Origin of the sequence: Winslowiella arboricola, from assembly GCF_025527015.1 — a bacterium.
Lineage (GTDB): Bacteria > Pseudomonadota > Gammaproteobacteria > Enterobacterales > Enterobacteriaceae > Erwinia > Erwinia arboricola.
On sequence record NZ_JAODIM010000041.1, the window covers coordinates 85,877 to 98,826 of the forward strand.

The 12,950-nt window shown below is 55.2% G+C and carries 8 protein-coding genes; 7 read left to right on the forward strand and 1 reads right to left on the reverse strand.

Annotation, left to right across the window (positions count from 1 at the left end; genetic code table 11):
• The first annotated feature begins 144 nt into the window (after nucleotides 1–144).
• The 3 genes from polB (at nucleotide 145) to rluA (ending at nucleotide 6,303) form a co-directional block, all read left to right on the forward strand.
• Complete coding sequence (polB, locus tag N5923_RS12175) at nucleotides 145–2,505, forward strand: DNA polymerase II (protein WP_267142083.1); 2,361 nt, start codon at nucleotides 145–147, stop codon at nucleotides 2,503–2,505.
• Between the two features lie 156 nt (nucleotides 2,506–2,661).
• Nucleotides 2,662–5,568 carry an RNA polymerase-associated protein RapA gene (rapA, locus tag N5923_RS12180; protein WP_267142084.1) on the forward strand — a complete coding sequence of 969 codons (2,907 nt, stop codon included), beginning with the start codon at nucleotides 2,662–2,664 and terminating at the stop codon, nucleotides 5,566–5,568.
• An 81-nt stretch (nucleotides 5,569–5,649) separates the two neighbouring features.
• The gene (gene rluA / locus N5923_RS12185) at nucleotides 5,650–6,303 is read left to right on the forward strand and encodes a bifunctional tRNA pseudouridine(32) synthase/23S rRNA pseudouridine(746) synthase RluA (protein WP_267142137.1); all 654 of its coding nucleotides are present in this window, start codon (nucleotides 5,650–5,652) and stop codon (nucleotides 6,301–6,303) included.
• Nucleotides 6,304–6,445: 142 nt separating this feature from the next.
• Here rluA and djlA read toward each other — a convergent pair whose 3' ends face one another.
• Nucleotides 6,446–7,273, reverse strand: coding sequence for a co-chaperone DjlA (gene djlA, locus N5923_RS12190; RefSeq protein WP_267142085.1), 828 nt, complete (start codon nucleotides 7,271–7,273; stop codon nucleotides 6,446–6,448).
• A 184-nt stretch (nucleotides 7,274–7,457) separates the two neighbouring features.
• Here djlA and lptD point away from each other — a divergent pair, with 184 nt between their 5' ends.
• The 4 genes from lptD to rsmA are packed head-to-tail and all read left to right on the forward strand — an operon-like array spanning nucleotide 7,458 to nucleotide 12,946.
• Nucleotides 7,458–9,800, forward strand: coding sequence for an LPS assembly protein LptD (gene lptD, locus N5923_RS12195; RefSeq protein WP_267142086.1), 2,343 nt, complete (start codon nucleotides 7,458–7,460; stop codon nucleotides 9,798–9,800).
• Between the two features lie 54 nt (nucleotides 9,801–9,854).
• Complete coding sequence (surA, locus tag N5923_RS12200; RefSeq protein ID WP_267142087.1) at nucleotides 9,855–11,150, forward strand: peptidylprolyl isomerase SurA; 1,296 nt, start codon at nucleotides 9,855–9,857, stop codon at nucleotides 11,148–11,150.
• Entirely contained in the window at nucleotides 11,140–12,132 is a 993-nt protein-coding gene (pdxA, locus tag N5923_RS12205; protein WP_267142088.1) for a 4-hydroxythreonine-4-phosphate dehydrogenase PdxA, read from the forward strand. The genes surA and pdxA overlap by 11 nt, the downstream gene beginning before the upstream one ends.
• Nucleotides 12,125–12,946 (forward strand): 16S rRNA (adenine(1518)-N(6)/adenine(1519)-N(6))-dimethyltransferase RsmA, encoded by an 822-nt coding sequence (gene rsmA, locus N5923_RS12210; RefSeq protein ID WP_017800498.1) that lies wholly within the window; start codon nucleotides 12,125–12,127, stop codon nucleotides 12,944–12,946. Before pdxA ends, rsmA begins: the two co-directional genes overlap by 8 nt.
• Nucleotides 12,947–12,950 lie beyond the last annotated feature (4 nt).

Consider the following 12,950-nt stretch of genomic DNA (forward strand, 5'->3'; position numbering starts at 1 on the left):
CGCCAGCCTGGCACAGGTCATCGATGACGTTTTATGCTACCCAAAAGGTTTAGCAGCTGAATTAAAATCGCGCTAATCGCTACGCAAGAACTGTATAAATAAACATGCTATTATTGATTACAGTTAACGCAATAAGGGTTCCGGGTGGACAACGCACGCGCAGGCTTTTTACTTACTCGCCACTGGCGGGACACCGCGAACGGCACGGAAGTGGTGCTGTGGCTGGCAACCGATACCGGGCCGCAACGGCTGGTACTGCCGGAGCAGGAGTCGGTGGCCTTTATTCCGCAGCAATATCAGCAACAAACAGAACAGCTGCTGGCCGCTGAACAGCACTGCCGTATTACGCCCCTCGAACTGAAAGACTTTCGTCATCGCCCGGTGTTTGCGCTCTATTGCCGGCAGTATCGCCAGCTACAGCGGCTCGAAAAGCGGCTAAGTGAACAGCAGATCCCTCTGTACGAGGCCGATATCCGGCCACCGGAGCGCTTTTTAATGGAGCGCTTTATTACTGCGCCGGTATGGTTCAGCGGCCAGCCTGCCGGTGACAGCCTGATCAATGCCCGCCTGAAGCCGCATCCTGACTATCGGCCGCCGCTAAAGTGGGTATCACTGGATATCGAGACCACCCAGCATGGTGAACTTTACTGCATTGGTCTTGAGGGCTGCGGTCAGCGCGACGTATTTATGCTCGGCCCGGAAAATGGCGATGCCAGCCAGCTGGATTTTAATCTGGAGTATGTCAGCAGCCGTCCGCAACTACTGGAAAAACTGAACGCCTGGTTCCAGCAGCACGATCCCGATGTGGTGATCGGCTGGAGCGTGGTGCAGTTTGATCTGCGCGTGCTGCAAAAACATGCCGACCGTTATGGCATACCGCTGCGTCTGGGTCGTGACCGCCAGCCGCTGGAGTGGCGCGAGCATGGATTTAAACCTGGCGTATTTTTCGCGCAAGCTGCCGGACGGCTGATTATTGACGGCATTGAAGCGCTAAAGTCCGCCTTCTGGAACTTCTCCTCGTTCAGCCTTGAAGCGGTATCGCGCGAGCTGCTGGGTGAAGGCAAAGCGATTAATAATCCATGGCAGCGTATGGAAGAGATCAATGAACGCTTTGCCAACGACAAACCGGCGCTGGCGCGCTACAACCTGAAAGATTGCGAACTGGTGACGCGCATTTTCCAGCACACCGAACTGATGCCGTTTTTACTGGAACGCGCCTCGGTCAATGGCCTGGCGGTGGATCGCCATGGTGGATCTGTCGCCGCCTTCAGCCATCTCTACCTGCCGCGTATGCATCGCGCTGGCTATGTGGCACCGAATCTCGGCGAAATCGCCCCGGAAGCCAGCCCGGGCGGTTATGTAATGGATTCACGTCCCGGTCTGTATGACTCGGTGCTGGTGCTGGATTATAAAAGCCTTTATCCGTCGATTATCCGCACCTTTCTGATCGATCCGGTCGGTCTGGTGGCCGGGCTGGCAACCCCTGACGACCAGCACTCCGTGCCCGGATTCCGCCATGCGCGCTTCTCGCGCAGCGAACACTGCCTGCCGGAAATCGTTAAGCAGATCTGGCTGGGACGTGAAGCGGCGAAAAAGCAGGGTAATAAGCCGCTGTCACAGGCGCTGAAAATTATTATGAATGCCTTTTATGGCGTGCTTGGCACCAGCGCCTGTCGCTTCTTTGATCCCCGCCTCGCCTCTTCGATCACCCTGCGCGGCCACGAAATTATGCGCCAGACTCGCGAACTGATTGAAGCGGAAGGCTATGATGTGATTTACGGCGACACCGACTCCACCTTTGTCTGGCTGAAATCACCGCACGATGACGCGCAGGCCAGGGAGATTGGCCAGCGGCTGGTGGAGAAAGTTAACCTCTGGTGGCAGCAGCATCTCAGCCAGCAATATGGTCTGGAAAGCGCGCTGGAACTGGAATATGAAACCCATTTCAGCCGTTTTTTAATGCCAACCATTCGCGGCGCCGAACAGGGCAGCAAAAAGCGCTATGCCGGTTTAATTACCGAGGACGGTCAGCAGCGCATGGTGTTTAAAGGGCTGGAAACCGTGCGCACCGACTGGACGCCGCTGGCGCAGCAGTTTCAGCAGGAACTTTATCAGCGCATTTTTCAGCGCCAGCCTTATCAGGATTTTATTCGTGAAACCGTGCGTCAGCTGCTGGACGGCGAACTTGACGATCGGCTGGTATTTAAAAAGCGGTTACGCCGACCACTGAAAGAGTATGAGCGTAATGTACCGCCCCATGTGCGCGCCGCGCGGCTGGCCGATGAGCACAACCGCAAGCTGGGCCGTCCATTGCAGTACCAGAACGGCGGTTATATTCGCTATGTGATGGCGACCTCAGGCCCGGAACCGCTGGAGGCGAGAATCACGCCCCTCGACTATGATCACTATCTCTCACGTCAGCTGCAACCGGTGGCGGACGGCATTCTGCCATTTATGCAGGATGACTTTGCTACACTGATAACAGGACAGTTAGGGCTGTTTTGACAGGTGACGAACGCGTTACCTTCCAGTACCATAGCGCCCTTCCTGAACTTCAGCGCTCCGCACCTTCAGCCAGACACTCTCTTGTTGTCCGGCCGCAATGCTATTGCCTGGAGCGCGTTCAAAAAAACATTTTTACGAGAATCGAGCCAACTATCTATGCCTTTTACACTTGGTCAACGCTGGATCAGCGATACGGAAAGCGAACTGGGATTGGGAACCATTGTTGCACTGGATGCACGTATGGTGACAGTGCTGTTCCCCGCCACGGGTGAAAACCGTCTCTATGCCAGAAATGATTCTCCAATTACCCGCGTTATCTTTAATCCGGGCGACACTGTGACCAGTCATGAAGGCTGGCAGCTGGAAGTCGAAGAAGCCCTCAGCGATAAAGGTCTGATGACCTATGTCGGTAAGCGTCTGGACAGCGACGAGAGTGGCGTGACGCTGCGCGAAATGATGCTGGACAGCAAACTGGTGTTCAGCAAACCGCAGGATCGCCTGTTTGCCGGTCAGCTCGATCGTATGGATCGTTTTGCCCTGCGCTTCCGCGCACGCAAATATCACAGTGAACAGTATCGTCTGGCGATCAGCGGCCTGCGCGGCATGCGCACCAACCTTATCCCTCACCAGCTGCATATTGCCCATGATGTTGGCCGTCGTCATGCGCCGCGCGTATTGCTGGCCGATGAAGTCGGTCTGGGCAAAACCATCGAAGCAGGCATGATTATCCATCAGCAGTTGCTGGCAGGCCGTGCCGAACGCGTATTAATCGTGGTGCCGGAAACCCTGCAACACCAGTGGCTGGTCGAGATGCTGCGTCGCTTTAACCTGCGCTTTGCGCTGTTTGACGACGACCGCTATGCCGAAGCGCAGCATGACAGCGACAACGCCTTTGAAACCGAACAGCTGGTGATCTGCTCGCTGGACTTTGTGCGCCGCAATAAGCAGCGCCTGGAGAAAATGGCCGAGGCCGAGTGGGATCTGCTGATTGTCGATGAGGCCCACCACCTGGCGTGGAGCGAAGGCGAGCCAAGCCGCGAATATCAGGTGATTGAGCAACTTGCTGAGCAGATCCCGGGCGTGCTGCTGTTGACCGCCACGCCGGAACAGCTCGGTATGGAGAGCCACTTTGCCCGTCTGCGCCTGCTGGATCCGGATCGTTTCCACGATTTCGCCCAGTTTGTGGAAGAACAACAGAATTTCCGCCCGATCGCCGATGCCGTTACCATGCTGCTGGCAGATAAAACCATCTCCACGAATGAGATGAATATGCTGAACGACCTGGTGGGCGAGCAGGATATCGAGCCGCTGCTGCAGGTGGCTAACAGCAACCGTGAAGGCAAGCAGCAGGCGCGTCAGGAGCTGATCAGCATGCTGATGGATCGCCATGGCACCAGCCGTGTGCTGTTCCGTAACACCCGTAACGGCGTGAAAGGCTTCCCGAAACGCGAACTGCACCAGATTCGCCTGCCGCTGCCGTTGCAATATCAGACAGCGATTAAAGTCTCCGGGATTATGAGCGCACGTAAATCCGCCGATGAGCGCGCACGCGATATGCTCTACCCGGAGCAGATTTATCAGGAATTTGAAGGCGACAGCGGCACCTGGTGGAACTTCGATCCCCGCGTTGAATGGCTGTTGGGTTATCTGACCAGCAACCGCGACGAGAAGGTGCTGGTGATCTGCGCCAAAGCCGCCACAGCCCTGCAACTTGAGCAGGTGCTGCGCGAGCGTGAAGGTATTCGCGCCGCGGTGTTCCATGAAGGTCTGTCAATTATTGAGCGCGACCGTGCGGCGGCCTACTTTGCCACCGAAGAGGGCGGCGCCCAGGTGCTGCTGTGCTCGGAAATCGGCTCCGAAGGCCGTAACTTCCAGTTCGCCAGCCGTCTGGTGATGTTCGATCTGCCGTTTAACCCGGATCTGCTGGAGCAGCGTATTGGCCGTCTCGATCGTATCGGTCAGGCGCACGACATTCAGATTATGGTGCCTTACCTGGAAAAAACCGCGCAGGCAGTGCTGGTCAGCTGGTATCACGAAGGTCTGGACGCGTTTGAACATACCTGCCCGACCGGCCGCGCCATCTATGACAGCGTTTATCAGCAGCTGATTGAGTACCTGGCGGCGCCGGAGAATCCGCAAGGGCTGGAGGAGTTTATCCATCAGTGCCGCAGCCAGCATGATGCGCTGAAAAGCCAGCTGGAGCAGGGTCGCGACCGTCTGCTGGAGCTGAACTCCAATGGCGGCGAGCAGGCCCAGGCGCTGGCCGAACTGATTGGCGAGCAGGATAGTGATATCGAACTGGTTAACTTTGCGCTGAACCTGTTCGATATTGTCGGCATCAATCAGGAAGATCGCAGTGATAATATGATCGTGCTGACGCCAGGCGATCATATGCTGGTGCCTGACTTCCCGGGTCTGCCGGAAGATGGCTGCACCATTACCTTTGATCGTGCGCTGGCGCTGTCGCGCGAAGATGCCCAGTATGTCACCTGGGAGCATCCGATCATTCGCAACGGTCTGGATCTGATCCTCTCCGGCGATACCGGTAGCTGTGCGCTGTCGCTGCTGAAAAATAAAGCGTTGCCCGTCGGCACCCTGCTGGTGGAGATGATTTACGTGGTGGAAGCGCAGGCGCCGAAGCACCTGCAGCTGACCCGCTTCCTGCCGCCGACACCAATCCGCATGCTGGTTGATCGTAAAGGCACCAACCTGGCGGGCAAAGTCGAATTTGAAAGCTTTAACCGTCAGCTGAACGCGGTGAACCGCCATACCGGCAGCAAGCTGGTCAATGCGGTACAGCAGGATGTGCATGAGATCCTGAAATTATCCGAAGAGCAGGCCGCGGCGGAAGCGCGTCTGGTGATTGATGCGGCACGTCAGGAAGCGGATGAGAAGCTGAGCGCTGAGCTGTCGCGTCTGGAAGCGCTGAAAGCGGTCAATCCGAATATTCGTGATGACGAGGTCGATGCGCTGGAGAGCAATCGTGCGCAGGTACTGGCCAGCCTTAACGATGCGGGCTGGCGTCTTGATGCGCTGCGCCTGATTGTGGTGACGCACCAGTAAGCGTTAATCGTTGCTTCCCCACCCCAGCCCGCCGCCACTTTAGTGGTGGCGGGTATTGCCTGAGTACCCGTTGGACATATGATGGAACCCTACAATCCCCCACAAGATCCCTGGCTGCATATCCTGTATCAGGATGAGCATATTATGGTGGTCAACAAGCCGAGTGGTTTATTGTCGGTGCCTGGTCGTCTGGAAGAGCATAAAGACAGTGTGATGACGCGCGTTCAGCGTGATTACCCGCTGGCCGAATCGGTACACCGGCTGGATATGGCAACCAGCGGTGTGATGGTTGTGGCGTTGAACAAAGCCGCGGAACGTGAGCTTAAGCGGCAGTTTCGCGAACGCGAGCCGCAAAAGACCTATGTGGCGCGCGTCTGGGGACATCCGCAGCCGGAGACCGGACTGGTCGATTTACCGCTGATTTGTGACTGGCCGAACCGGCCAAAGCAGAAAGTCTGTTTTGAAACCGGCAAAGCGGCGCAGACCGGCTATGAAGTGCTGGAGTATGCCGCTGATAACAGCGCGCGCATCCGTTTAAAGCCGATTACCGGACGTTCGCATCAGCTGCGCGTACATATGCTGGCGCTGGGCCATCCAATTCTCGGCGACCGCTTTTATGCCCATGATGAAGCCAGAGCCATGGCGCCAAGGTTGCAGCTGCATGCAGAGATGCTGACAATTACCCATCCGCAATATAAAACGCCAATGACCTTTCGTCAGCCGGCGGATTTTTAATTTTGCAGCGGGCGGCGAGTACGCCGACCCTAACGGAAACACTGATTTTTTTGTCGGGGAGCCGTTTTCGGCTCCCGTTATGAATGGCGGCGCGGTGCCAATCATCGGCACGGGCGGCGAGCCGCCCTTTTTCAATTCACGGCTATTTAAAATTCTTTTCGCGCTTAATCAAATCATATGCCGACTGGATTTCCTGCGCTTTTTGCTTCGCCATCTCCATCATTTCCGGCGGTAAACCTTTCGCCACCAGCTTATCGGGATGGTGTTCACTCATCAGCTTGCGATAGGCGCGCTTAATGGTGACCGCATCGTCACTGCTTTTCACCCCCAGTACGCTACAGGCATCTTCCAGCGTCGGCCCACGCGGCGCCTGCTGGAAACCACCCTGCGAAGATGAGCCGTTCCACGACTGACCGCCGCCGCCAAACTGCTGACCGCTCTGCATCATACGTAAGAACTGATCGAACTGGCCGTGGGAAATACCCAGCTCTTCAGCAATCACATACAGTACCTGGCGCTCATTGGGATGCAGTGAACCATCGGCAAACGCCGCCTGGATCTGAATTTCCAGAAACATCCGAATCAGATCGAAACGGCCGAAACAGGCGCTACGCAGTTCACGCAGCTTGCTGCGCAGCGGATATTCACCCTGCTTACCTTCACGAAACGCCTGCTGCGCCGCAGTACGCGCCACGCCATGCAGCTGCATCCGCTCCATCAGCAGCGAAGCCATCTGAATATCAGCATTGGTCACACGCCCTTTCGATTTGGTCAGATGCCCCATCACCTGAAAAGTCGTGCGAAAAAACAGCGTCTGCCGCGTTTGTTGATTAGCGAAATAGCCCCGCCCCTGCGCGCCGCGAATCTTATCAACCATATGACCAATAATCAGGCCAATCGCCAGGCCCCAGAAGCCTGCTCCAGACAACAAACCCAGCACAAGGCCAAGTACTTTTCCCCAATAGCGCATATACTCCTCAATTCGCCATGCTGAAGGCTAAAAATTGCATTATCATACCTGTCATTTATCTCAGAGCCTAACGGCAACGCGGGTAAACGAGCAGGATTAACACTAGCGCAACGCAGTTGAGTAAGTTAGTCTCTGACCGTTTGTCGGCATGATGCCAGTTATCACGGAATTCTCGATACCGCGTATGAAAAAACATATTCCTACTTTGCTGGCCACTCTGATTGGTTCAGCACTTTACAGTCAGCATGTGCTTGCCGACGATTTAATGTCGCAGTGCATGCTTGGCGTGCCGAGTTATAACCGACCTCTGGTCCAGGGACAAACCAATCAACTGCCGGTAACGATTAACGCTGATAACGCGAAAGGCAACTACCCCGACGATGCGGTTTTCAGCGGCAATGTCGATGTGCAACAGGGTAACAGCCGCCTGCAATCTGATGAAGTTCAGCTGCATCAGAAAACCATGCCTGGGCAAACTGTACCTACCCGTACGGTTGATGCGCTGGGTAATGTGCACTATGACGACAATCAGGTCATCCTGAAAGGTCCGAAAGGCTGGTCGAATCTGAATACCAAAGACACTAACGTCTGGAACGGTGACTATCAAATGGTCGGCCGCCAGGGGCGTGGCGTCGCCGATCAGATGAAGCTGCGCGGTGAAAATCGTTACACCATTCTGGAAAATGGCACCTTTACCTCCTGTCTGCCCGGCGATAACAGCTGGAGCGTAGTCGGTTCTGAAGTGATTCAGGATCGCGAGGAAGAGGTGGCTGAGATCTGGAATGCGCGCTTTAAGATTGGTGCGGTGCCAGTGTTTTACAGCCCGTATCTGCAATTGCCAATCGGCGATCGCCGTCGTTCTGGTTTCCTGATCCCGAATGCCAAGTATGGCAGTAACAACGGCTTTGAATTTATTCTGCCGTATTACTGGAATATTGCGCCGAACTTTGACGCTACCCTGACGCCGCACTATATGAGCAAGCGCGGCATCCAGTATCAGAATGAGTTCCGCTATCTGACCACCGCGGGTACCGGTCTGGTGGAGTTCGACTATCTGGCATCAGACGATCAGTTCAATAAAGATCATCCTGAAGAGAAAGATTCGAATCGCTGGTTCTTCTACTGGCGCCATGCTGGCGTCTACGATCAGAACTGGCGCTTCAATGCTGACTACTCGAAAGTCAGCGACAATTACTATTTTAACGACCTCGATTCGCCGTACTACTCGTCGACGGATGGTTATCTGACGCAGAAATTCAGCGTCGGCTATGCGGAAAGCAACTGGAACGCCACCCTGTCGAGTAAAGACTTCCAGGTGTTCTCGGTGCGTAATGTCTATCGTGCGCAGCCGCAGCTGGATGTTAACTACTATCAGAACGATGTCGGGCCGTTTGATACCCACCTGTATGGTCAGGCGGTGAAGTTTACCAACGTCGACTCCCGCTATCCTGAAGCGACGCGTCTGCATCTTGAACCAACCATTAATCTGCCATTGGCCAATGGTTGGGGCAGCCTGAATACCGAAGCGAAGCTGCTGGCAACCCACTATCAGCAGAGTGATGTGGAGTATTACAATACCAGCGTCGATACCGATAAAACTAACCAGCTGAAAGAGTCGGTCAACCGCGTAATGCCACAATTTAAAGTTGATGGCAAAATGGTGTTTGAACGCGATATGAACTGGGCGGAGGGTTATACCCAGACGCTGGAACCGCGTACGCAGTACCTGTATATCCCGTATCGCGACCAGAGCCATATCAACGCGTATGACTCCACACTGCTGCAATCTGACTACACCGGACTGTTCCGCGATCGCACCTATAGCGGTCTGGATCGCATCGCATCCGCCAATCAGATGACCACCGGTGTCACTTCGCGAATTTATGATACCGATCTGGTTGAACGTTTTAACGTTTCTGTGGGTCAAATCTACTCGTTTACCCCTTCTCGCACCGGACTGGAAACAACGAGCGATGAAGATGACACTGGCAGCCTGGTGTGGGCCGGTGATACATACTGGAAAATTAGCGATCGCTGGAGCACGCGCGGCGGCATTCAGTACGATACGCGACTGGATAACGTTTCGCAGGGGAATGCGGTGCTGGAGTATCGTCGTGACGCTGACCGCATGGTGCAGCTTAACTACCGTTACAGCAGCCCGGAGTATGTGGCGTCTGCTCTGCAGCGTGATATTTCTACCAACGAGATCTATAAAGATGGCATCTCTCAGGTTGGGATGACGGCAAGCTGGCCGATTGCTGATGCCTGGTCGGTTGTGGGGGCGTATTACTACGACACCAAATCTAAACAGCCTGCCGATCAGCTGGTTGGCCTGCAATACAGCTCATGCTGTTATGCCATTCGCCTGGGTTACGAGCGCAAAATCAACGGTTGGGAAAACGAAAGCAGTAAATATGACAACCAAATCTCGTTCAACATTGAACTGCGTGGCCTGAGCTCTAACTACGGCTTAGGAACCGGTCAAATGCTGCGTCAGGGTATTCTGCCTTACCAGCGCGCTTTCTGATGTTGTAATGTTTGGCATGCAAACCCGCAGTGCGGAAAGAAGAATGGAAAAAGTATGAAGAACTGGAGAACGCTGATTCTTGGTGTGGCCCTGGCAGCCAATACCGCGTTTGCAGCACCACAAGTGGTTGATAAAGTTGCCGCCGTCGTAAACAACGGTGTGGTATTAGAGAGTGATGTTGATGGCATGATGCAGTCGGTGAAAGCCCAGGCGCAGCAGGCCGGACAACAGCTGCCTGACGATCGTACCCTGCGCCATCAGATTGTTGAACGTCTGATTATGGATAATATCCTGCTGCAGATGGGCAAACAGATGGGCGTGCAGGTCACCGATCAGCAACTTGATCAGGCGATTGCCAATATTGCGGCGCAGAATAAGATATCGATGGATCAGATGCGTAGCCGTCTGGCTTATGACGGTGTCAATTACAGCACCTACCGCGAGCAGATCCGTAAAGAGATGCAGATTGCAGAAGTGCGTAATAACGAAGTGCGCCGTCGTGTCACCATCCTGCCGCAGGAAGTGGATACGCTGGCAACCCAGGTTAGCGCCCAGAACAATCGTGGCACCGAACTGAACCTCAGCCATATCCTGCTGCCGCTGCCGGAAAACCCGACGCAGCAACAGGTTGATGAGCAGGAAAACCTGGCAAAACAGCTGGTCGGTGAGATCAAAGGCGGCGCTGACTTCGGTAAACTGGCGGTCACTTACTCTGCTGACTCTCAGGCGCTGAAAGGCGGCAATATGGGTTGGGGTAAAATTGAAGAGTTGCCTACCCTGTTCTCGCAGGCGCTGAGCACGGCGAAAAAAGGCGATATCGTCGGTCCGATTCGTTCCGGCGTCGGTTTCCATATCCTGAAAGTGAACGATCTGCGCGGTGAGTCGCAAAATATTTCGGTCACCGAGGTGCATTCACGCCATATTCTGCTGAAACCGTCACCGATTCTGACTGATGCGCAGGCACGCCAGAAGCTGGAGCAGGTTGCTGCCGATATCAAGAGCGGAAAAACTGATTTTGCCACTGCGGCGAAACAGCTTTCTGACGATCCTGGCTCGGCCAATCAGGGCGGCGATCTGGGCTGGACATCAGCCGAGGTGTTTGACCCGGCATTCCGTGATGCGTTGCTGAAGCTGAATAAAGGCCAGGTCAGTCAGCCGGTCCACTCCTCTTTCGGCTGGCATCTGATTCAGCTGCTGGATACCCGCCAGGTTGATAAAACCGATGCGGCGCAGAAAGAGCGTGCTTATCGTCTGCTGTTCAATCGTAAGTTTGCTGAAGAAGCACAAACCTGGATGCAGGAACAACGCGCCAGTGCTTATGTGAAAATTCTGGATAGCAATGCTAAGTAATCAGCGTGTAGTGATCACTCCCGGCGAACCCGCCGGGATTGGTCCCGATCTCTGCGTTCAGCTGGCCCAGCGCGACTGGCCCGTTGAACTGGTGGTATGCGCCTCCGCCGAACTGCTGCGCCAGCGCGCGGCGAAACTCGGTCTGCCGCTCACGCTGCGCGAGTATCAGCCCGGCGTTGCCGCTCAGCCGCAGCAGGCGGGCAGCCTGACGCTGCTGGAGATAGCAACAGCGCAGCCAGTGACAGCCGGTGAACTTTGCGTCGCTAACGGCTCTTACGTGCTGGAAACCCTGGCGCGCGCCTGTGACGGCTGTCTGAACGGCGAGTTTGCCGCGCTGATTACCGGACCGGTGCATAAAGGGGTGATCAACGATGCGGGCATCCCGTTTACCGGTCACACTGAATTCTTTGCCGAGCGTGCAGCATGCGATCGCGTGGTGATGATGCTGGCGACGGAAGAACTGCGCGTGGCGCTGGCCACCACTCATCTGCCGCTAAAAGATGTCGCGGAGGCTATCACCCGTGACAGCCTGCATGAAGTGATTGGTATTCTGCATCGCGAACTGCAAACCAGGTTTGGCCTTGCCACCCCTCATATCTTCGTCTGCGGCCTTAATCCGCATGCGGGCGAAAGCGGCCATATGGGCCGTGAAGAAATTGATACCATTATCCCGGCCCTGAACGAGCTACGCCTGCAAGGGATTCAGCTGACCGGCCCATTGCCGGCCGATACCTTGTTCCAGCCCAAATATCTGCAACATGCCGATGCGGTGCTGGCGATGTATCACGATCAGGGGCTTCCGGTGCTAAAATATCAGGGATTTGGCCGCGCGGTGAATATCACCCTCGGCCTGCCATTTATCCGTACGTCTGTTGACCACGGCACCGCGCTTGAACTGGCGGGACAGGGAACAGCCGATGCGGGCAGCTTTATCACGGCGCTTAATCTCGCCATTACCATGATCAAGAGCAGTAATGAATAATCGCGTCCACCAGGGCCATTTTGCCCGCAAACGTTTTGGACAGAACTTCCTCAACGACCAGTACATCATCGAAAGCATTGTTTCCGCTATCCATCCTCAGCCCGGCGAGGCGCTGGTGGAGATCGGTCCCGGCCTTGGCGCCCTGACCGAACCGGTAGGTGAACGACTCGATGCCCTGACCGTCATTGAGCTTGACCGCGATCTGGCGGCACGTTTGCAAACGCATCCGTTCCTTGGCCCGAAGCTGACCATTTTTCAGCAGGATGCGATGACCTTTAACTTTGCCGAGCTGGCCGAGCAGAAAGGTCAGTCGCTGCGCGTGTTTGGCAATCTGCCGTACAATATCTCGACGCCACTGATGTTCCATCTTTTCAGCTATACTAGTGCCATCAAAGATATGCACTTTATGCTGCAAAAAGAGGTGGTTAACCGTCTGGTGGCAGGCCCGGGCAGCAAAGCTTATGGTCGTCTGAGCGTGATGGCGCAGTATTACTGTAATATCATTCCGGTGCTGGAAGTGCCGCCAGAATCGTTTACACCTGCGCCTAAAGTGGATTCAGCCGTGGTGCGCCTGGTGCCGCATGCTAAGATGCAGAACCCGGTGGATGAGATTCGCACCCTGAGTCGCATCACCACTGAAGCCTTTGGCAAGCGCAGAAAGACGCTGCGTAACAGCCTGGGCCATATTTTCTCGCTGGAGACGCTGGCCGAGCTGGGCATCGACAATACACTGCGCGCAGAAAACATCTCTGTCGCACAATATTGCCAGTTAGCTAACTGGTTAACTGCGCATCCTGAGTCGCAGGAGAGCTAAACGC